General features: G+C 60.0%; 19 protein-coding genes and 3 pseudogenes. 12 read left to right on the forward strand and 10 right to left on the reverse strand.

Features of this window, described 5'->3' with window-relative positions; translation table 11 throughout:
* The 8 genes from EH240_RS30920 to EH240_RS30955 are packed head-to-tail and all read left to right on the forward strand — an operon-like array spanning position 1 to position 8484.
* Positions 1-933 (forward strand): glycosyltransferase family 2 protein, encoded by a 933-nt coding sequence (locus EH240_RS30920; RefSeq protein ID WP_167484230.1) that lies wholly within the window; start codon positions 1-3, stop codon positions 931-933.
* Complete coding sequence (locus tag EH240_RS30925; protein ID WP_125005704.1) at positions 930-1922, forward strand: glycosyltransferase family 2 protein; 993 nt, start codon at positions 930-932, stop codon at positions 1920-1922. Before EH240_RS30920 ends, EH240_RS30925 begins: the two co-directional genes overlap by 4 nt.
* Positions 1906-3006, forward strand: coding sequence for a Gfo/Idh/MocA family protein (locus tag EH240_RS30930; protein ID WP_125005706.1), 1101 nt, complete (start codon positions 1906-1908; stop codon positions 3004-3006). Before EH240_RS30925 ends, EH240_RS30930 begins: the two co-directional genes overlap by 17 nt.
* Complete coding sequence (locus tag EH240_RS30935; protein ID WP_167484231.1) at positions 3003-4100, forward strand: NAD-dependent epimerase/dehydratase family protein; 1098 nt, start codon at positions 3003-3005, stop codon at positions 4098-4100. The genes EH240_RS30930 and EH240_RS30935 overlap by 4 nt, the downstream gene beginning before the upstream one ends.
* On the forward strand, positions 4097-5659 hold the full coding sequence (locus EH240_RS30940) for a glycosyltransferase (RefSeq protein ID WP_125005710.1): 1563 nt from the start codon (positions 4097-4099) through the stop codon (positions 5657-5659). Before EH240_RS30935 ends, EH240_RS30940 begins: the two co-directional genes overlap by 4 nt.
* Positions 5656-6657, forward strand: a complete 1002-nt coding sequence (locus EH240_RS30945) for a polysaccharide deacetylase family protein (RefSeq protein ID WP_125005712.1) — start codon at positions 5656-5658, stop codon at positions 6655-6657. Before EH240_RS30940 ends, EH240_RS30945 begins: the two co-directional genes overlap by 4 nt.
* Entirely contained in the window at positions 6650-7528 is an 879-nt protein-coding gene (locus tag EH240_RS30950) for a glycosyltransferase family 2 protein (protein ID WP_125005714.1), read from the forward strand. The genes EH240_RS30945 and EH240_RS30950 overlap by 8 nt, the downstream gene beginning before the upstream one ends.
* Positions 7483-8484 (forward strand): glycosyltransferase family 2 protein, encoded by a 1002-nt coding sequence (locus EH240_RS30955; protein ID WP_125005715.1) that lies wholly within the window; start codon positions 7483-7485, stop codon positions 8482-8484. The genes EH240_RS30950 and EH240_RS30955 overlap by 46 nt, the downstream gene beginning before the upstream one ends.
* On the opposite strand, the gene EH240_RS30960 is transcribed toward EH240_RS30955, so the two are convergent.
* Together EH240_RS30960 and EH240_RS30965 are read right to left on the reverse strand one after the other, a co-directional pair.
* Positions 8474-9706, reverse strand: a complete 1233-nt coding sequence (locus EH240_RS30960; RefSeq protein WP_125005717.1) for an ABC transporter ATP-binding protein — start codon at positions 9704-9706, stop codon at positions 8474-8476. The genes EH240_RS30955 and EH240_RS30960 overlap by 11 nt on opposite strands.
* 3 nt (positions 9707-9709) lie before the next feature.
* Positions 9710-10555: an ABC transporter permease gene (locus EH240_RS30965; RefSeq protein ID WP_167484232.1), complete on the reverse strand. Its 846-nt coding sequence runs from the start codon at positions 10553-10555 to the stop codon at positions 9710-9712.
* A gap of 1053 nt (positions 10556-11608) precedes the next feature.
* Between EH240_RS30965 and EH240_RS30970 the strand changes: the two genes are divergently transcribed.
* Positions 11609-13654 (forward strand): family 16 glycosylhydrolase, encoded by a 2046-nt coding sequence (locus tag EH240_RS30970; protein ID WP_125005721.1) that lies wholly within the window; start codon positions 11609-11611, stop codon positions 13652-13654.
* Positions 13655-13677: 23 nt separating this feature from the next.
* Here the strand turns inward: EH240_RS30970 and EH240_RS30975 are convergent.
* The 4 genes and pseudogenes from EH240_RS30975 to EH240_RS39355 form a co-directional block, all read right to left on the reverse strand.
* Positions 13678-13833, reverse strand: a pseudogene (locus tag EH240_RS30975) (P-type conjugative transfer ATPase TrbB); the annotation flags it as partial.
* Positions 13834-14228: 395 nt separating this feature from the next.
* The gene (locus tag EH240_RS30980; protein ID WP_125005723.1) at positions 14229-14747 is read right to left on the reverse strand and encodes a GNAT family N-acetyltransferase; all 519 of its coding nucleotides are present in this window, start codon (positions 14745-14747) and stop codon (positions 14229-14231) included.
* The gene (locus EH240_RS30985) at positions 14744-15019 is read right to left on the reverse strand and encodes a type II toxin-antitoxin system TacA family antitoxin (RefSeq protein WP_125005725.1); all 276 of its coding nucleotides are present in this window, start codon (positions 15017-15019) and stop codon (positions 14744-14746) included. The genes EH240_RS30980 and EH240_RS30985 overlap by 4 nt, the downstream gene beginning before the upstream one ends.
* A gap of 114 nt (positions 15020-15133) precedes the next feature.
* Positions 15134-15330: pseudogene (locus EH240_RS39355) on the reverse strand (hypothetical protein); the annotation flags it as partial.
* 143 nt (positions 15331-15473) lie between these two features.
* On the opposite strand from EH240_RS39355, the gene EH240_RS30995 reads away from it, so the two are divergent.
* Positions 15474-16364, forward strand: a complete 891-nt coding sequence (locus tag EH240_RS30995; RefSeq protein WP_125005735.1) for a hypothetical protein — start codon at positions 15474-15476, stop codon at positions 16362-16364.
* Between the two features lie 830 nt (positions 16365-17194).
* Positions 17195-17599, forward strand: a complete 405-nt coding sequence (locus EH240_RS31000) for a hypothetical protein (RefSeq protein ID WP_125005727.1) — start codon at positions 17195-17197, stop codon at positions 17597-17599.
* Positions 17600-17802: 203 nt separating this feature from the next.
* Here the strand turns inward: EH240_RS31000 and EH240_RS31005 are convergent, their stop codons facing one another.
* A complete protein-coding gene (locus tag EH240_RS31005; protein ID WP_125005729.1) occupies positions 17803-18024 on the reverse strand; it encodes a DUF768 domain-containing protein in 222 nt (73 codons plus the stop codon).
* Between the two features lie 353 nt (positions 18025-18377).
* A complete protein-coding gene (locus tag EH240_RS39765) occupies positions 18378-18509 on the reverse strand; it encodes a hypothetical protein (RefSeq protein ID WP_281035184.1) in 132 nt (43 codons plus the stop codon).
* 427 nt (positions 18510-18936) lie between these two features.
* On the opposite strand from EH240_RS39765, the pseudogene EH240_RS31010 reads away from it, so the two are divergent.
* Positions 18937-19098: pseudogene (locus EH240_RS31010) on the forward strand (MucR family transcriptional regulator); the annotation flags it as partial.
* 87 nt (positions 19099-19185) lie between these two features.
* Here EH240_RS31010 and EH240_RS31015 read toward each other — a convergent pair.
* Both EH240_RS31015 and EH240_RS31020 read right to left on the reverse strand, forming a co-directional pair.
* A complete protein-coding gene (locus EH240_RS31015) occupies positions 19186-19959 on the reverse strand; it encodes a hypothetical protein (protein WP_125005731.1) in 774 nt (257 codons plus the stop codon).
* 144 nt (positions 19960-20103) lie between these two features.
* Positions 20104-20292, reverse strand: coding sequence for a Cif family virulence factor (locus tag EH240_RS31020; RefSeq protein WP_125005733.1), 189 nt, complete (start codon positions 20290-20292; stop codon positions 20104-20106).
* Positions 20293-20855 lie beyond the last annotated feature (563 nt).

Raw genomic sequence — 20855 nt, forward strand, 5'->3', positions numbered from 1 at the left:
GTGAATGAATCAACGGTTCGCGTAACCGTCCTGATTGTCACTTACAATCACGCACGCTACGTGGCGGCCGCAATCGACAGCGCTCTCATGCAAGAGGCCGATTTCGGTGTCGAGATATTGATCAGTGAAGACTTCTCGACCGACGGTACCCGGGAGATTGTCGAACGATATGTTTCCAAAAATCCTGAAAGGCTGTCGGCGATCTATTCCGACAGTAATGTGAGATCGAACGAAGTCGTCGCGAGAGGACTCCGGGTGGCGCGTGGGCGCTACGTCTCGATCCTCGATGGCGACGACCTGTGGACATCCAGGACCAAGGTGAAAGATCAGGCGGCCCATCTCGACGCGCACCCGGAACTCTCTGCAATATTCTACAATGCAGTCGTGGCGGATGGCGATGAGATCACATCGAAGCGGTGGACGCGGGCGGACCAGAACCCCATCGTGACGCAAAGGGATATCTGGGAGGGCAATCCTTTCGCAACTTGCGCAGGCATGATGCGAACCGCGTGCGTTCGAGACGTGCCGTCGTGGTATGCTGATTTCTTTCCGATTACTGATTGGCCGCTGTATGTGCTTTGCGCAAAGGTAGCAGATCTCGCTTTCGTCGACGAGGTAGCAGGTGTCTACCGTCTGCATCCGGGCGGACTCGTATCGGCACTGCCAAACCGACCCAAGCTGGATGCGATCGAAGCATTCTACCGGCGCATGGCGCAGGTCATGGACACTCAAGGGGCAAGTTCTGCGCGTGGCGGCTGTTCCCGCTACTTCTATGAATGGTCGATGCGTTATCTGGCAGAAGGCGATTTTCCATCGGCCAGATCGTGCTTCCTGCGGAGCCTTCGCGGCGGTGGTATCGGACGTGACGTGCCCAAACGCGACATTGCCAGGTTGGGGCTGCACCTGCTGAAGTCCTCGGTGCTCCAGAGATGACGGCGGCTCGCGACTTCGAGTATCGCGATCCGATCTCGCCGTTGCCACGGGGGGCTGCTCGCCCGAAATGGTCGGTGATGATCCCTGTCTACAACTGCGCCCGCTTTCTTGCCGCAACGCTGGAAAGCGTGCTGGCCCAGGACCCCGGCCCGGCTCAGATGCAAATCGAGGTGGTTGACGACTGTTCCTCCGATGATCCGCAGACGGTCTTGAATGAAATCGGTAGGAACCGCGTTGGCTTTTTCCACCAGCCGCGGAATCTAGGGCATATCGGCAACTTCCATACCTGCCTGGATCGTGCCCAGGGCGAACTTGTACATCTCCTGCACGGCGACGACGCCGTCCGCCCCGGCTTCTACGAATTGCTCGGACGAGGCTTCGATGCGGACCCCAGTACGGGCGCGGCATTCTGCCGGGCGATCTTCATGGATGCCCACGGACAGGAGCTGTCGATCCCGCCTGTAATGCAGTCAGGCCCCGGACGGCTCGAGAATGCGGCGGTTCGACTGGCGCTGGAACAGCACATCATGACGCCATCAATCGTGGTGCGGCGCGCAGTCTACGAAGAACTCGGCGCGTTCGACCGGCGGCTGAAATGCAGTGAAGACTGGGAGATGTGGGTCCGCATCGCTTCTCAGTTTCCTGTCTGGTACGAACCACAGGCCCTTGCACTTTATCGGATGCACCAGCAGTCGAACACAGGACGCCATATCCGAAGTGCCGCGGACATGGCCTACACGCGAATGGCGATCGATATTTTCAAGAGCTATCTTCCAACCGAGCTTGCGGACGATGTCGCCGCGTCGGCCCGGCGGACCTATGCGCTAAGCGCTCTCGAAACTGCGCAGCGACTGTTCGGCGCCCGCGATTGGGCTGGATGCTTGGCGCAGATGAGCGAAGCGTTCCGCTTCGATCCCTCACTCAAGACAATTGGGCGTATGCTGCGGCTCGTTGCAAGACAGGGAGGTAGGATTGTCCATCCTGGCTGAAACCGTGCAGCGGCCTGCAGGACTCCGGCAAGATGAACCGGTCCGGCTCGTTTTGGCCGGATGTGGCGCCGTCACAAAGTTCTACTATGCGGAAGCGCTTTCACGCCTTCAAAGCAGAGGCCAAGTTGCAGTCGCGGGGATATTCGATCCAGAAGCGAAGCAGGCCGCACTCGTTCAGGCGCGACTGCCCTCAGCCAAGATTGCGGCCAGTTTCGAGGGCCTTGTGGCTATGGACGCCGATATTGCGATCATTGCTTCGCCACCTCGATATCACGCTGATCAGTCGATACAGGCGTTGGAAGGCGGGATGCATGTTCTGTGTGAAAAGCCGATGGCCACGAGCAGCTCCGAGGCGGATCGTACCCTTGCGGCAGCGGCAGCCAACAATCTTCATGTGGCAACAGGGCTCGTCAGAAGGCAGTTCCCTGCGACGCGGTCGATAAAGGCCATACTGGAAAGCGGATCGATCGGACGGCTGCGAAGCGTCAGTTGTTTTGAGGGAGGCTCCTTCCGGTGGCCCGTGGCTTCGATGAGCTATTTCAACTTCGCGGAGTCCGGGGGTGGCGTGCTTCAGGATATCGGCACGCATTGCCTTGACCTCCTGACCTGGTGGTTTGGAGAACCCGACGAAATCCACTACGCCGATGACGCAATGGGCGGCGTCGAGGCAAACTGCCTTGTCCGGCTGCGTTTTGGCGGCTTCGACGCGACGGTCAGGCTGAGCCGGGATTGGGCTCGCCCGAATCTGTACCGCCTTGAGGGCGAACGTGGCTCGATTTCCTGGACAGTCAATGAGACCGAGACAGTGGAGATCGCCTTGAATGGAAGTCGCACGACAGGCTTCGTTTCCTTCACCAATGCCGACGGCCGGTCGCGCGATTTTGTCGATGCATTTTGCGATCAGATTTCGGGCTTGGTGGATGCGGTCCGAAATGGGGCCCCCCTTTCCGTGCCAGCCAGTGCCGGGCGCAATGTCCTCGATCTGGTCGAACGATGCTATGCCAGACGGAAACTGATGGACATGCCCTGGCTCGGCCCGGAAGAATTGCTCCATGTCGCTGCTTGCGCCGGGAGCAGACAATGACCGGCACTGTTGCAGTGCTTGGCGCCAACGGCTTCATAGGTTGCCGCACCGTGGAGTTGCTGCAACTTTCAGGCTGGGCGAATGTGAGGCCGATCGTTCGCAGGCCGGATGCTTTGGCCAGTCTGTCTCGCTTTGCGATTGACGCAATGGTGGCGGATGCGCGTGATCTTCGGGCTCTTACCGCGGCCTTTGCAGGCTGTCAGTACGTTGTCCATGCAGTTGCCGGCGATGCCCGCACGATCGTCGATGCTGTCGAACCCGTCTATCGTGCAGCCGCCGCTGCCGGCGTGCTTCGTCTGATTTATCTCAGCAGCGCTTCCGTTCATGGCCAATCGCCCCCGCCCGGGACGGACGAAACGAGCGCGCTGCATGACGATCAGACGATCGAGTACAACAATGCGAAGGTTCATGCCGAACGCCGACTCGGGCAACTGTCACGCGATGGCGCGGTGCAGGTCGTGGTGCTGCGGCCTGGAATTGTCTTTGGCCCACGCTCCAGTTGGACCGGTGGTTTTGCTGACGAGCTCATCGACGGTTCCGCCTACCTGGTGGATGCCGGTCGTGGTATCTGCAACAGCGCCTATGTCGACAATGTCATTCACGCGATCAAGCTTGCCATCGAAGTGCCCGAGGCGTCTGGGCGAACCTATCTGATCGGAGACCGGGAAGAGATCAGTTGGGCAGATCTTTGCCGACCGATCGCCGAGGCACTCGGGTTCGACCTGGCCACGATTTCGATTTCAGCGCCCTTGTCATTTGCTCCGAGCTGGAAACAAAGGCTGAAGGAAGGCGAAGGATATCGGCGGCTTATACGAAGCCTGCCAAGGCCATTTCGCAGCGGACTGAAGGCAGGCTATGCCGAGTGGCGGAAGGCAGCACGCAATGCGACCGGCGCGACTATGGCCCCAACGGTCATGGTATCGGAAGAGCGCGCACTTTTGCACCAGTGCCAGACGAAACTTCCATGGCGCAAGGCCGAGCATGAACTCGGATACCAACCGGCTGTCAGCTTCGAGGAAGCATGTCGGCGATCGGTCGGCTGGTTGACCTTTGCCGGCTACCCGACCTACCGAAACAGAGCGGGTGAGAGATGACCAGCCGCCTCGCTGCATCCAGCGTTTCGGTTGTCATCACGACCTACAATCATGCGCGGTTCCTTGCCGAAGCGATCGACAGCGTCCGCAACCAGACCGTAAAGCCGGATGAGATCATCATTGTGGACGATGGGTCGTCGGACAATCCCGAAAGTGTTGTTCGTCGATATGACGACGTCCACTACATCTGCCAAAAAAACCAGGGTTTGGCCGCTGCCCGTAACACCGGGATGACGGCAGCGCGCAGCGAATTCATTGCCTTCCTGGATGCCGACGACAGGCTGCGCCCGGTGGCGCTCGCCACCAATCTTGCCTTGTTTCACGACAATCCCGATTGCGCGTTGGTCTACGGTGCCTACCGCGACATCGACGAGGCCGGTGCAGTCAGGAATACTGTGCCACTGAGCTCGGCGGGCAAGGACGCGTATGCAGGGTTCCTGACCGGCAACCTGATTGGAATGCATGCGACGGTGCTCTATCGCCGCAGGATATTGGAAGCCGCGGGCGGATTTGACCGGTCGCTGCGGGCTTGCGAGGACTACGACGTCTACCTTCGCCTATCACGGGCGAACAGGGTAGCCTGCAGTCCGGAATGCCTCGCGGATTACCGTCGGCACGCAAGCAATATGTCGAAGAGCAATCCGATGATGTTGCGCGCGGCGCTGAAGGTGCTTCGTCGGCAGCGGAACGTCGCGCAGACCAATCCTGATTGGGCGGCCGCCTACCGAGAGGGTGTCGAAAAATGGAAGTGCTATTATACGGACATGCAACTGGCACAGCTTGGTACAGCACTGCGATCCCGTTCTGCACTCGCCAGTCAACTCGGCAGCACGATCGCCGTTTCGCTTGCAGCGCCGTTGCAGACCGCCGTGATGCTCCGGCATCGCTTCAGGCGCCGTTCAAGTCGGCACCGCTCGAGCGCCCGGTTCGGTGACCTCGAGCGTACCGAACCCTTCAGCATGGAGTTCGGTTTTGATCGCGGCAAGCCAGTGGACCGCCGCTATGTCGAGACTTTCCTCGCATCCTGTTCGTTGAACATATCCGGAAGGGTCCTGGAGATTGGCGACAACGCCTATACGATGCGTTTCGGAGGCAGTCGGGTTACCACAAGCGATGTTCTGAACCGTTATGACGGCCACCCGTTGACAACCTTCGTGGATGATCTGGCGAACGGCGAGGATCTGCCGTCCGAGACCTTCGATTGTATCGTTCTCACCCAGACTCTGCACCTTGTTTTCGATCTACCCGCTGCAGTCGCAACCCTGTGGCGGATCCTGAAGCCGGGAGGCGTGCTTCTGATTACAGTGCCTTGGGTGAGCCCGATTGACAGGGGAGAATGGGGCGGGACCTGGTACTGGTCGATTACTCCGGCTGCCCTGAGGCGACTTCTGTCGGACAGGTTCGGGGCGAGGAACATCGAAGTCAGTCACTATGGAAGCGCGTATTCTGCTACCGGCTTCCTCTACGGCCTGGCAGAACATGAGCTGAATTCGGCATTACTCGATGTGAACGACCCCAACTGTCCGGTAATAGTCGCGGCGCGGGCTTTCAAGCGATGAGCGGCGCCGTGACTGCGCGTCAAACTGTCAGCAAACTCCTGCGACGCGGGCGCCTGCTTGCCGGCTTCAATCGACCTGTCGTGCTGATGTATCACCGCGTCGGAGCACCGCTCGTCGATCCTTGGGAACTCGCGGTTTCGCCGCAAAATTTCGCACGCCAGATCGAAGTCTTGACGAAAGCGCGTGACATTGTTCCTCTGCAATGGCTGGCGCAACGGCTTGGCGAGGGACGGCTACCGAGAAATGCGGTGGCAATCACCTTTGACGACGGCTACGCGGATGTCCTCCAAAACGCCGTGCCGACCATGCGGCGCATGAACTGTCCTGCGACTGTCTTCGTCACCACCCATGCGACCACCGATCCGTCGGTGTTCTGGTGGGATATTCTATCCCGCATCATTTTGGAAATACCAGCTCTCCCGAATGCTCTGGAGATCGATATCGCTGGCCGAAACTATGACTGGCGCGTGAGGGAGGACGCAATGCAGGCGGACTCCAACAACGCGATCAACCGCACGACGCTCCATTTCGACTTGCACGCACTGCTGAAGCCGTTGAGAGCACGCGAACGCGAGAAGGCGCTGGAGCAGTTGGCAAGATGGGCAGGAACCGACGCCAGTCCCCGAGGGCGCGATCGCGCCATGACGCATTCGGAGCTGCGGCATCTCGCCGACACCGATGGCATTTCGATCGGCGCCCACACCTGTACGCACCCATCCTTGCCGCTACTGAAACGGGCCGATCTTAAACGCGAGATTTCAGGCAGCCGCCAAATATGCGAGGAGATTACAGGACGGCGGGTGGTGGGGTTCTCATACCCGTTTGGAGATTTCGATTGCAGCATCGCCAACGCCGTAAGGTCTGCCGGCATGGACTATGCAGTAACCACCTTGCCGCGTGAGGCTGAGCCTCGCGTCGACCCTTTCCGATTGCCGCGCGTTGCGGTCGCCGATTGGGGTGAGGCTGACTTTCGACGCAGGGTGCTATGCCATGGCTGACAATTCAGCCGCACAGCCGCGTGTCACGGCAATCATAGTCGTGTTCAACGGTGAGAGGTATCTTAGGGAAGCTGTTGATAGCGTTGTAGGTCAAAGCTTCGTCGACTGGGAACTCCTCGTTGTCGACGATGGCTCGACTGACCAGTCGTGCGCCATCATACGCGGCTATGAGCAGCGCCTGCCGGGCAAGGTTCGGCTATTGTCTCATCACGACAACCGCAACCATGGTATCAGTGCCTCGCGCAACCGTGGGCTGGCGGAGGCGCGCGGCGCCTATGTCGCGTTTCTCGACGCAGACGATACATGGCTGCCCGAAAAGCTTTCCGAACAAGTCTCCATCATGGAAAGCGATCCGGCGCTAGGCATGATCTATGGCCGGACTTTGATCTGGTACAGCTGGGACGAGGCTGCTGATCGTGCGGACTTCTACTACCCGCTCGGCGTCGAACCAGACGCCCGTTATGAGCCACCTGTGCTGCTGGAGTTGCTGCTGCAGAATGAGGTCCAGACGCCGACAACTTGCAATGCCCTGATGCGTTCAAGCTTGTTCGCAACGCTTGGGGGATTCGAGAACAGCTTTCGCCTGATGTTCGAGGATCAGACATTCTTTGCCAAGGCGCTCGCATTCGCGCCCGTCTACGTATCCGGCCGCATCTGGGCAAAATACCGCCAGCACGCTGAAAGCTGCTCTGTTGCCTCCGCCAGGGCAGGCGCTGACGAGCCTGCGCGCATCGCGTTTCTCAAGTGGCTGAATGGCGTGATGGCGGATCAGGGCGCCTCTTTCCGCATTCGCTCCGCAATCTGGAAGGTGCTCGCGCGCGAAACTTGGAAAGCGAACAAGCGAAGTATCAAGAGACGGCTTCAACGATGACTTCCCTGCCGCGGGTGACGATCATAACACCCTTCCTCAATGCGGAGGCAACTCTGGGCGAAGCAATCGCCAGCGTCCGAGCCCAGACGGTTACGGATTGGGAGCTCGTGCTGGTCGACGATGGCTCGACCGACGACAGTGTCAAGATCGCCGATGATGTTGTGGCAACCGATCTCCGAATTAAGGTGCTGCGCAGGCCTCCCGGATCCAAGCGTGGCGTCGCGGCAGCTAGAAACGCGGGAATAGAGGCCGGCCGCGGCGATCTGCTAGCCTTCCTGGATGCAGACGATCTGTACGAACCACATATGCTCGAGACGGTCCTGGCGGCAGCCGATGCCAATCCAGATGCCGCAATGATCTTCGGGCCAACCAGATGGTGGTATCCTGATGGCGCGTGCCCCGACTGGACCGAACCAACAGATGGACTTGCCAGACGTTTACATCAGCCTCCACGGCTTCTGAGGCGGCTCTTGCTGATGCAGGACGGTCACGTTCCGTGCACTTGTTCCGTGCTCTTGCGCAGAAGCGCGATTGCCACGGTTGGCGGCTTCGAGGAGCGCTTCGATCTCTATGAAGACCAGGCTCTTTGGGCGAAGCTCTTCCTGCGCTTTCCCGTCTTTGTCACTCCTGTAACGCTCGCACGCTACCGGCAGCATCCCGGTTCGGCATCGGCGTCGGCCACACAGCGAGGGCTCTACGACCGCATGGGGAAACACCCTGCCCGCGCAGCTTTTCTCGATTGGATCGCGGAGCATATGGCGGAAAGTGGACGGCAGGACTTCCGCGTCCAATGGGCGTTGCGGCTGGCGCGTGCGCCTTATGTCACGCCGCCAACAATCGCAAGCAAGGCCGGCTGGTTCACCCTGAAGATCAGCATGTGGATAGCAAGGCGGCGGCGCCGGGTTCGGCGGAAGCTCTTGCGTGTTTTCAAATTGAAGTCAGGCGTCAACGCCTGACCTTCCACCGGTGCGGAAAGCTGACATTGCCAAAGCCGGGTTGGGCGGTGACCGGTCGATCGTCGAGCAGTCCGGGCATGACATCGAACATAGCGGCGGTCTCGACGTGGTCTTCGACCACCCTGTCGTCCGCCACCAGCGCTACATCGATCCTGTAACACCCCGGTCTCAGCATAAGGCTCTCCACGTCCACCGTATAGTCGTCGCCCTGACGATCATGCAGTGAGTGCTCCAGGCTATCAAACGACGTCACAGGGTCGCCGAGGTCGTCGATGATGGTCACTAGGCATTGCGCGGCTTCGCGCGGCCCATCGACCTGAAGCCGAAAAACCGCCGGCTGCCCCGACGCGACGGGACCCTTTTTGTTGAAAACCTCGATGCCGACGACACGCAGGCGGCCCCGCCCGGTGCGCGTCGTTCGTGTGCTCAGATCGGTGCTCGCTTGCGCTTCCTGTGTCTGCAGATAATTCCGGACCAGGTCGCCCGTCGGGCCGTCGGCCAGGATCGTCCCGCCGTCGAGCAGAATTGCGCGGTTGCAAAGCCGCTGCAGAACCGACATCTGGTGGCTGGCGATCAGCACTGTGCGGCCCGTTTCGGCGACGCTCTCGGCCTTGGCAATGCATTTCTTCTGGAATGCGGCATCGCCAACAGCCAATATCTCATCGACCACCAGAATATCGGGATCGACATGCGCGGCAATCGCGAAGGCCAAGCGTAAGTACATGCCGCTTGAGTAACGCTTGACAGGCGTGTCGAGAAACGGCTCGACGCCGGAGAAATCGACGATTTCATCGAGCTTGGATCTGATCTCGGCGCGCCGCATGCCGAGTATCGCTCCGTTGAGATAGATGTTCTCGCGGCCGGTGAGCTCCGCATGGAACCCCGTGCCGACCTCCAGCAAAGCTCCCAGCCGTCCGCGTATCGTCGCGCGACCGGAAGTCGGCTCCACAATCTGCGCCAATATCTTGAGAATGGTGCTCTTTCCCGCGCCGTTGGGTCCGATCACGGCAAGGACTTCGCCTGCGCGCACCTCGAAAGAGACGTCCCTCAGGGCCCAGAATTGATCGTCTCCATTGTTGCGCCGACCCAAAACTGGCTGCCTGTGAAGGATTCGCCTTGCGCCGCTGGCCAGCGTGTCCCGCAAGGTAGGGAAGCTGTTGTTCGCCACCCCCAGTCTGTAGGCCTTGGAGAGATTGGTGGCTTGAATGACTGTGTCGGTCATTGCTCAGATCAGGTCCGGAAACGCGCGTTCGGACTTTGAGAAAATAGCGAGTCCGGCAACGAGAAGGGCCAGTGAGGAGAGGATCGATATCGAGATCATGACCCAATCGGCGGGCGTGCCCAGTACGCTCCAGCGCACGGCTTCGACTATCCCGACCATAGGGTTCATGCTGTAGAGCGGTCGCCAGAAGTGGGGCACGAGACTGCCCGGATAGACAACCGGGGTCATGAACAGAACTATCTGGAGGCTGAACGGAACGAGATATCCCACATCGCGAAAGCGGACATTGATCGCAGATAGCGCCACTCCCAGCCCAGTCGCCGACGCTGCCATGACTAGTACGAACAGTGGCAGGAAGAGCACCTGCGGTACCGGCCATGTTCCGAATGCCAGCAGCGCGGCGAACAAAAGAGCGAAGCCGACGATCATATCGGTCAGGCACGCGGCCATAGCGGACATGGGAATGATCAGACGCGGAAAATAGACGCGTTTCACCAGTTCCTGGTTGTTGACAAGACTGCCCGTCATGCTGCCAACCGCCCGCGAAAAAAAATTCCATGGCACGAGCCCACACAGGACAAATAGCGGGTATGGCGCGCCGTTTGATGAGATGCCTACGAGTCGACCAAAAAAGACGCTGAAGACCGACATGGCAACGAGCGGCTGCAACATTGCCCAAAGCACGCCCAGATAAGTCTGGCGGTATTTGACCTTGAAATCGCGCCAGGCCAGGAAAAACACAACTTCCCGATATCGCCAAAGCTCGGAAAGGTCGATCAGCCGCCGCTTGCGGGACGGATCGATCACCGTCTCAACAGTTGCAGGTAGCGGATCTGTCCGAACCGACACTATGATGGAGTCCCTGCTTCCTTGACGGCCCATTGAGGCCTACATTTCCGCGCAGTGCAATCAGGACTTTCTCCGAAGTCTATCCTCGGGAACGCTCGAACGCCTGGACTATTGTTTCAGCCTCCATCAGCCGACCCTGCGAGAACAGCGAGCGCAGTGACCAGAAACAGGAGACCGAAGACCTCTGCGGCGAAACTGCCGAGACAAAAACCCAGCGCCAGTTGCGTGCGGTGCGGGCCTTCCCCCTGTCCGTGGTGTCCAGAGCGTAACGCGCGGACTCGCCGCGATTGTCGAGGGCTCTGACATCCTTCGGCACGCGTCCGCGGTAATGGAAATGATCGCCCCTGAGTTGCAGGAAGCGGTCGGGGCCTTCCTCTTCGCGCCGCGCCTACTCGCCAGAGCGGATATCCGCGAAGCGGATACACCAAAGCTCAGGCTTCGCAGTTTGCCAGCCCGTCGTCGAGGTCGGGCCAGCGGGCCACCCCCTAATCCGGCGGCCAGCGATGACGGTGACGAACTGCGCATGGATTGCAGGTCCGAATCGGACTGAGAAAACGGACGTTCTGCCATGCTATCTGCGCCGACCGTGGCGCCACCCCGCTGACGAGACGCCCGTGAGCCTCTTGAAACCCCGACTCAAGGCCGCCTTCGCCGGCCTACAACGCAAGCCTACGGTGAAGGCCGCCTTGTCGCCTTAGGACGAACATTGCAAGTCCGGGGAATAATCCTTGGAGGAGTCCTATGACGATTGCGCGCGTGGAAGTGATCACCTCGGTGCAGCGCCGGCGGAGCTGGTCGCGGGCTGAGAAGGAGCGGCTGGTTGCGGCCACGTTCGAGCCCGGGAGTCACGGTATCGGAGGATACGCAGTATCGTATGCCGGCTACGCCAACCGATTTGCGACTTATCCCAAATTTCTCGTGAAGCGTTGGGGACAACCGCACTGACCCCATTTGCGGCGGAATCGGTGTCCATTACCTTTCCGTTAACAAATGGACGATTAGATCGTGGTGGGGGTCAACCGCGAAAATGTTGCGAGAACGAGGACCCCATCAATGGCTGCGATTGCCCTTCCTGGCGATTGGACCGGACAGTACAAAGGATCGGAGCTGAACCTCTCCGGTTTCAACCTCTCCTTTTCCGACGAGTTCAATACGATGGATGTCGTGCCGAACAACGGCACCGGCAAGTGGTTCGCGCCGGTACACGCCCCCTATGGGGCCGCCACGTTCATGTCGCCGGTGGGAGCAACGAACCCGTTCTCCGTCTCTGACGGGCAGCTGACCATTACCATGAAGCAGGTGAACGGCGTCTGGCAGTCGGGAACGATGCAAACGGTCAACAGCGCCGGCCAGGGTTTCGCACAAGAGTACGGGTACTTCGAGATGCGCGCCGCCTTTCACGGCGGGGCGGGAGCCTGGCCAGCTTTCTGGATGCTGTCGCCCGATCAGACTGTGCCACGCGTCGAGGTCGACATCGTTGAAGCGTATGGGGGCGATCCCGATGGTCATCACCAGGCGGTGCACTTGAGCAATAAGGACGGCCACGATTCGAAAGGCAACTATACGGGCCTTGCTGGTTCGATGTTCGACGGGGCGTTTCACACCTACGGCGCGAGGATAACGACGGACTGGATCACCGTGTACTATGACGGCAAGGAGCTGAGCCGCTTTCCAATGAGCGAGTTCTTCCGCACGCCGCTCTATATGGTGGCCTCGCTTGCCATGAATCCCCTTGAGGTCGAGCGGGCGTCCGGCACGTACAACATGGTCATCGACTACGTGCGCGCCTATGCGGCGCCGGACGTGATGGAGCAGCACCTGACCGGGACGGATGCGGCGGATATCCTCAATGGCGGCAATTTTGATGACGTTCTGGACGGCGGAGGTGGTGCTGACAAAATGTCCGGCGGTTTGGGCAACGATACCTACCGCGTCGACGACGCATTCGACGTAGTCATTGAGGCTGGCGGCGCCGGAATTGATCTGGTCTTCAGCCCGATGTCGTATTCGCTGTCCGGCCAGCAAATAGAGCAGCTCACGCTCACCGGCGTTGCCGACATCGACGCGATGGGTAACGAACTCGACAACACGCTGGTCGGCAACGCCGGCAGGAACCTGCTCTCCGGCTTGTCCGGCGACGACGCCCTGCGGGGCGGCGCCGGAGCCGACCGGCTCAACGGCGGGGTCGGAATCGACAAGATGGAGGGCGGCGCAGGCAACGATGCCTACTATGTTGACAATGCGCTCGACCGCGTGGTCGAGGGCGACGCGGCGGGCAACGACCGGGTATTCAGCTCGATCACCTATTCACTGCCCCGCCATGTCGAAAATATGACTCTCATGGGCGTCGCCAACATCAACGCCCAAGGCAATTCTTCCGACAACGAGCTGACCGGGAACAATGGGAACAACCGGTTATATAGCTATGATGGCGCGGACCGGCTCGATGGCGGGACCGGGGCCGACCTGTTGAATGGCGGTGCCGGCAACGATACCTATTATGTGGACAATGTACTGGACAACGTCATCGACGAAGCGGGCCTCGACCAGATTTTCAGCTTGGTCACGTACTCACTGGCGGCCGATGGCCGGCTGGTAGAAAATCTGCGTCTGACCGGAAACGCCAACGTCGGAGCCACGGGAAATTCCCTCGATAACGTGCTCGACGGCAACGACAGCGACAATAAACTGGACGGCGGCCGAGGCAATGATTCCGTGCTTGGGCGGGGTGGCAACGATGCACTAACGGGCGGCCTGGACATTGACCGGCTTACTGGTGGCGCCGGCAACGATTCCTTCGTCTTCAGCGCGCCGCTCTCAGTGGCCAACCGCGACATTATCACGGATTTCAACCATACGGCCGATACATTCATGCTCCAGAATTCGGTAATGCAGGCGCTTGGAACCACCGGAGCCCTCGAGCCAAGGTACTTCTTTGCTGGAACTAGCGCGCACGACTCCGACGACCACATCGTCTATGACAAGGTTACGGGTGCGTTGTTTTACGATTCCAACGGAAACGTCGCAGGCGGCGTGACAGAGCTCGCGACGCTGACGAACACGCCGACGCTGCTGGCCGACGATTTTTTCGTGATCTGATCCGGCGCCTACAGCGGTGCGCGTGAAAACGCTTCTACCCAGATCCGGCCGTCCGGGTTCAGCATAACTTCGACGATGGCCGGGTCGTCCAGAAACCGGGTGATAGCGGGGCCAAGCGCGGTGCGCAGCATGCGCGAACTGCGCGCGCGGCCTTCCGTATTGTTCTGCGAGTTCGCCATCCGTGTCCCCGTTTTGGTCGGGAAACAGCCAGACGGTCCCCGGTTGGGGATGATCAAAAGAGCCAGAAAGCAGGCCGATTCAACAGCTTTCAGTTGTCGTCGTACCGTGGCGTGCAAATACAGGAGAACGGCGGTGCGCAGGCCCTCAGAATGGCAGCGCAGGTGCTAGAGTATTCAGATGACCGTCGCCTACCCGAGGCTCTTGACACGCTCGTCGACAAGGCGGCGGATCGTGGCGTTGGATTCTGCGGTTAGACTGCTGCAACGATCAGCGAAGGCATTGTGAGCCAGCAGGCCCGCCAAAGGCTGGGTTATCGCGCCCTGGCTGCGGCGAGCATGCGGTGTCATCGCTACATGTTGGGCTGGAGATGTCAGGCAGGAACTGACCGCGGCATTTAGATCGCCGCTATTGCCTTTGCGATCATGGCAAAGGGCAAGACCAGGGACAGCGGCGCGTCGTCGAGACGGGCCGCACCATAGCCCTCGTACCAGCGTGCCGCTTGGTCGCTTTTGGCGTCGATAAGCAAGGCAACGCCGCCGACTTCCTGCGCAACTGCCATACAGCGTTTCCCGGCGGCGAGCAGCAAACCGCCGCCGAGGCCGCGGCCTTGTACCGCGAGATCCACGGCAAGACGTCCCAGGCGAAAGACCGGTACGTCGTAGCGGCCGAGACCACGCCTGGCGATTGCAGGGGTCCGGGCGTAATCGATTGAGGCGGGGCTGAGCGAATAGTATCCGAGGATGTGCGAAGGATCCTCCGCCATTATGGCGACGAAGGTTTTGGCGCCGCCGCTTTCGTGGTTTTGACGCGCAAAGCGCTGCAGGTAGATATTGAGGTCTGCGTCGCCACAATTGAAAGCGGCGCGGTCATGCTGTTTGCCGATCGGCGTTTCCTGCCAGACGATGGAACTCACGCGAGAGTCTGACCGGCCTTGGCGGCACGGATAAGACGGTCGGTGGGTGCCGGCGGGTTTTCGAGCAGGTCGAGAACGCGCAGGCTGTCGCGTTCTGACAGTGCGAGATGTTCGGCACGTTCGATTGCGGCCTGGGCGTCACGCAGCGCTGAGCGTGTGACAAACTCAGTTAGACCGACATTCGACAAAGCCGCCGCACGTGCGATCATGGCTTTTGCTTCGGGCGCGATCCGAACATCGATTCGACCGTTATCGCTGACATTGCGGGGCATAGCTATTCTCCTTACCCTATCATATAGTACGGATTCAATCCGTACAATATGATCCTTTCGCCGTACTGGACCAACATGGCTTTGCCACTGAGAACTCATCCAACGGGCCGATCTTCAACCCACTCCCCGGATCTCGATTTGAAGACCTGGTTGTCGAGCCGCAGCACAGTCAGGACAGCGTTCTTTCGCCCCCATCGGATTAATATCCTCGGAAATCTCCTGCCGCAGTTTCGGCCCCTTCGCCAAGCGCCTCCCCGAGGCGGTGACGAGGCCTCATAGCGCTCGGCCGCCTTGGCACGCGCGACTTGGGCGGTCTCCGCATGCTAGCGCGTTGAGGAGTTTCACCGATCACCTCACTGATCCTCCTTGCGGTTCTGACCACAAGTTCTGGTGTTCTTGGACCCAAATGACCTGCACCGCGTTCGTTGGGAACAGTGCTGCCATTCGCAATCTGATGGAAAAATCCGACGCCTCTGCCGCACCGCAGTCGGCTCCTGGTGCCGAAGCGCGCTTTCCGTACGATCGAGCGGCGGTTGAGCGGTTTCGACAGGCATTCCCGCGCGCCAGGTGGAGCGACGAGCGCAGAAGCTGGTTCGTGCCGGGAAAGACTGCGGCGCGGCGTATCCAGCGCTGGCTGGCGCAAGAGGCGGATCTGCGAGCAGCGCATGATGACAGCAAGGGACGAGACGCCTTCGCCTTCGATCCCCTGTCGAGCCGGTATCTCGAAGTCGCGGACGACCTGCGCATCCGCACGCCTTACTCGCGGACGGTTCTGGAGGAACTGCGCGCCATTCCATGGGCGAGTTGGGACGACGAACTGCGGGCCTGGAGGGTGCCTTTCCGCTCCTACGAGGAGTTGAGGCGCCATTGGCCAAGCATCGAAAGAGCCGCACACCGCGCAGAACCGGAGGAGAGGAAACGGCGACGGGACGCGTCCAAACACTCCGAGGAGTATAAGGCCGCCAGCTTGCGGTATGCCGAACGCAGGCGACGCCGTTATCCACTGCCCCCTGACGATTTACCCCCGCTTGGCCATGCCGTGGCAACGGAACAATACGGCATTGTGGTCTTCACCGAGATTTCGGGTGAGCTCGCCGATGCCTCGAAGCTAGTAGCGTTCTATCCGCAGTTGATTGGGACGAACTCCGATCATGTCTGGGGCAGATGGCGTCGGGCGACATTGGCTGAATTGATTAGAACATGGCCTGCTCGGAGTCCTGCCCGGTTAACGGAACGGCAGCGAGGCTGGTGGCAACCAACGCTGCCCGAGCTCAGGATCGCTCGGCAAAAGGCTCGAAGCCTGGCGCGAAGAAGGGCCCGGCCGGCTGGCAACGCGGAGAAGTGACGCGTTCCCTGCCGGCTGATCGCGGCCGACAACATGACGCAAAAGGTGAAAACGCCAAGGTCGAGGCCGAGTTCGTAATCGAGGGCGATGATCCGCGCGGGAAAGGCACTCTAAGAAGGCACTCTAAAGAGGTGGGCGGCTTCGCCTTATGTATGCATTCGGATATTTTAGCAGGAGCGTATATTTATCGTTAGCCGGTGCCGATTTTGAATTCCGATCCCCCCGCCGGTTAGGCCCGGCTCGTGCTGACCTACCCCGCCAGAGAGCCGGGCCGCTCCCGTCCGAGTTCCCCACTAACGGTCGATTTTTACGCCTTTTTGGAGAACTACTCTCTTTGCAGTGAGCAAATAGGTAAATCCTGAAAGGGGTGCTGATATGGCAAATGAGAGCACAAGACCGATGCAAGAGAACTCCGAAAACTTGGTTTCAGAGGCTAAGGCGCGCCGCGATTTTCTCAAGCAGGCTGGGCGCTTCGCGGCGGTGACGCCACCCGACATTACGCTGCTGCTCGGCACAAGCTTGAGCTCCAAGGCCGTAGCTGGCTCAGGTGGATCACGTCCCGGCAACGGATGGGGGGGACAACATTCACCTCAGCCCCTCCGCCTCAAGTTACAGGCTGACGCCGGTTAAGTCCGCCAACGGCGCGTCACACGGGGACAGCTATGGCGGCGGATCGCATGGGGGCTCAAGGTCCGGCGATCCCAACTAGGAGCTGGCAAACCGGCGAATGTTGCTGTCGCGCGACGACACACAATAAGCCGGCCGGTGTCGAGGAAACGACCTTCCTTCCGTTCGCTTGGTGGTCTAGGGCCTTGGTTGACTTGTTGGGCATGCTGCCTTTCTACGTTGCTGCAGCAGCGGCTGCGATGCTCGCCGGTGCGGCCTGGCGCTACCGAAAGAGCGACATGGTCGGTATGGCGGCATGTCTGGCGATAGCCGGGCGATGCGCGTACGCCCTGACGATTTCGCAGCCTGCGCCATCGCTGGCGCAGACAACGATCGCTCGTTGTGAGTTCTTCCTGCTGATGTTGAAGTCGCACGAGCGCGGAATGGCTTACAAACCTCTCGGCGCGGTCGAGCAGGCCAATCCTCCGAAGGTGACGATCGAGTTCGAGATGCGGAACAAGGCCCATGCTCTTGGCCGCTCGATCGGGTCCTGCGAATTCGATCGAGACCGGCGCCAGATCACCTTCTTTACCTTGGACGGACGGCGCAGCCAGATCCTCCAAAACTAGCTACCGGATCATGGTGGCGAATGGTCCACGGTTTTCGCAGAATGTTAGCAAATCGCTCGACGAAGCCACTCGCTTTGGTCCCGTGCTGGAACATTAGGCTCGCTGGATCATTTGATACAGCCGGCGAGCGTTCCCTCCTCGTCGGCAGGAGAGGATAGATGCCCGCCATTCCCCCAGGGTGGTGGGGCATGTGTTTTTGGGTATCAGCCCGCCAAGCCACCCTCGCGGTGTTGCATTGCCTGGAGGATCATCTCAAACAAGCTGCCGACTTCCTCAATCATCTCCTCGGGCGGGATGCCTTCGCGCTCAGCAGCTTTGATGGCTTCCTCCGTCAGATAAATGATGGCCATCGGATCGTCGGTGATCGCATTCGGCAGGTGTTCTGCCATCCACTTGTCGAGGAAATTGATCCCGCGGGTGCTCATCGTGGCCTAAAGCGCGGATAGCGTCGTAGCGGACTGCCGCCTCGAGCCCGGCCGGCTCCCGGCGAGCCCGCCACCATGAGGGACGACGGCGGGCTCTCGGAGTGGTGCCCCCGAAGCAGCGAGGCCCCATCTGGCATGGTGCGCGTTACCAGACAGCCAACCACGACCCCTTTGTTCCTGGCTGGAACAAAAAGCCCGCCGAGTGAACCAGCGGGCGAAGGTTGGAGTGGCCAAGTGTGGGTCATGGCAAAGTGCAAACGGCCCGATCCGGGTTTTGTTTCGCGGTTGCTAAAATAAACCTCGGTGAAGCCCGCCAGCGCGCTAGGGCGCCTGCGTGTAGCCCGCTGCATGCGCTATCGGTTTGGCTGATCTTCGCGCATGACGTTATAGAGAAGCAGGCCCGCCGCTAAAGACACGACGGCGCCTAACACATCGCCGCCGGTCAGCCCGAAATAATAAACGAAAGCGAATGTCAGATCTGCCATGGTTGCACCCAAAGGGTTTCTCGGAGACAACCCTTAGGGATCGCTAATGTTCCGATCGTTGTTTTGAACATCGGGCCGAGGGCGAGCGTTACCGCAAACTCGGTCTCGACCTTGGCGCCGCGGACGTCATTCGCAAGGTCGCTTGCCTGATCATCGCCGGCCTGGGTCTCTACGCGCTGCTCAGCTAGCCCGTCCTAGGCTCGGGCTCTGGAGGCGGCGCGTTCGGGTCGGGGCAATCAGAGAATTGCTCACACGGAGGGGGCCTGTCGCCAACGCCGCCATAGTGTTCCACGAGTTTTGCGAATCCGTAGGCGAAGGCGAAAAGAAGCGCCAGGACAACCGCTATTCGGACGGCCATTCGGGATTATAGCAGGACCTCGATCCGGATTTGACTAGCTACAGGTAGAAGAGCGATTTCCCACGGAGCCTGACGCCCGACGAATACCGCGAGAAGTGGGGCTTGAAGGCCGACTATCCGATGGTGGCGCCGAATTATGCGGCCCAACGGTCGGCGCTGGCGAAGGCAGCCGGGCTCGGCCGGAAGGCGCCAGCCAAGGCACCAACGAGGGCAGCCAAGAAGTCGTGCTGAGAAAGCTAGCTGTGGTGAGATTCTCGCCGGATTCACCGTCTCAAAACATGCCTGGCGGCTAACCCGCCGTATTTGAACTCGGCGGGATCAATGACGCTTCCAGGATGGGACGAGCAGCCATATGGCCCAAATCACATTTAGGACCTCGGCCGCCTCGATGCCGATTACGTGCGTTGGCGAGAAGCCTTCAGACCCGGCGGTCCAGCCTTGCAGCCAGTAAGCGAGGCCAGAGAGCGCCATCAGGTAAGCGATCGGGCGCGGGATCTTCGCCGCTAGGGCTACTGTGACAGCCAAGAGCGCCAAAGCGAGGCCCAACGCGAAGGCCTCGTAGCTTCTCGCCCCCCATTCCAGCCAACGGACGGTCTCAGCTGCTGCAAAGCGCGCCGCCTTCTCTGCCTCGGGAGCGCTCACCCAAGCGTTTACCGCCCGCTTGAGCGCGACTCCGTCCACCGCCAGCACCACTCCGTAGAGGGCAAAAGCGACAACTGTCAAAGCTGCGCCAAATCGCCCGGTCCACTTGGCAGTTTCACCCTGAAAGTCGAGGCCAAAGAACAGGGTCAACAGCCCCGCCAAAAAAATTGCGGTGCACGCGAACTGAGCGACGTGGACGATAGTCCACGTGCCGCTGGCGGCATACCCCTCGAAGATGACTGGATGGTTGTTGGCGTCCCCGCCGGCATGGAACAACGTAACGATGACGTAGAGAATTTGCCCCAACAGGAGCAACCAAGCCGAAAGACGCAGCGTCAGTCGCCGGTCAGATTCTGTGTTGTTTTCCACGACGGTCCTCCCCTCGAACCATGCGGCCGTTTCTAGTGTCTGCGTCTTGCCCAGAGAGTCAAGAAAAGTGTCGAGCGCCATCGGTGCTGATGCTGCCGCACCTGGCCGTCGAAATCTGGAATTTGCGCCCCTGTCCCGGCTGATCCATGCTAGGAAGCGAACGCGGCAGATACCGGTTACCCGCCTGCACCGCGGCAAGCGCAACCCGCCGTTCTGCAGTCAGCATTAGTCGGTGCTGTTGAGGCTGCACATTCGTATCAGCCATGCCCCATCAGCTTGGCGTTCAAAGACGTCGACGGATGTGCCGTTGCCCACCGCTAATCCTTCAGTATAGGTGGCCAGGCACCAGGCGAGATCGCCCGTTCTGCCGGCGTGGATCACCGTCAGGGCTATAACGGCCTGTTTGCCGCACATGATTTGATCTGCAATAGTCGGAATACGATCAAGATCGAAGTGGCCCCACGGGGGACGCAGCTTTCGCGGTGGTCGACATCGACACCCTTTGGCGCAACAAAGAGACAGGCCTGGATTTTCATTGGAAGGGACGCGTCTGCAAAATCTATTCAAAGCTCCGGACGGGGGAATGGAAGTTTTATTGGCAGACCAGTGCGCTCACCTTCCCTCCAAGGGCTCGCCCCAAGCGGCACGGTTGAAGCCACTAGATGCGGGTCACCTGTCAACAACCAAGCCTCTAGCCATGAGCGAGAAACGCTGGCCAGTTGGCACAAGAACAAGCCTTAACTTCCCACCGATGCGTCCTGCGCCGCCTGGCGTCCCTCGCTGAGGCAAATAACCGCTCCAAGGACGTTCGGAGAGCTGTCGTCACGCATTCGGCTTCCCATGCTTCTCAGGCGTCACCGCCTGGTTCGTGAACTGCAGATTGCGATCGTCTCGGCCGGCGCCCCCTGCACTCATGGCAGTAGATGACTTTCACCAAGTCCCAATGCATCGCGCCATGGTCCGGGCCCAAGCGCTTG

Origin of the sequence: Mesorhizobium tamadayense (genome assembly GCF_003863365.1) — a bacterium.
Classification (GTDB): domain Bacteria; phylum Pseudomonadota; class Alphaproteobacteria; order Rhizobiales; family Rhizobiaceae; genus Mesorhizobium; species Mesorhizobium tamadayense.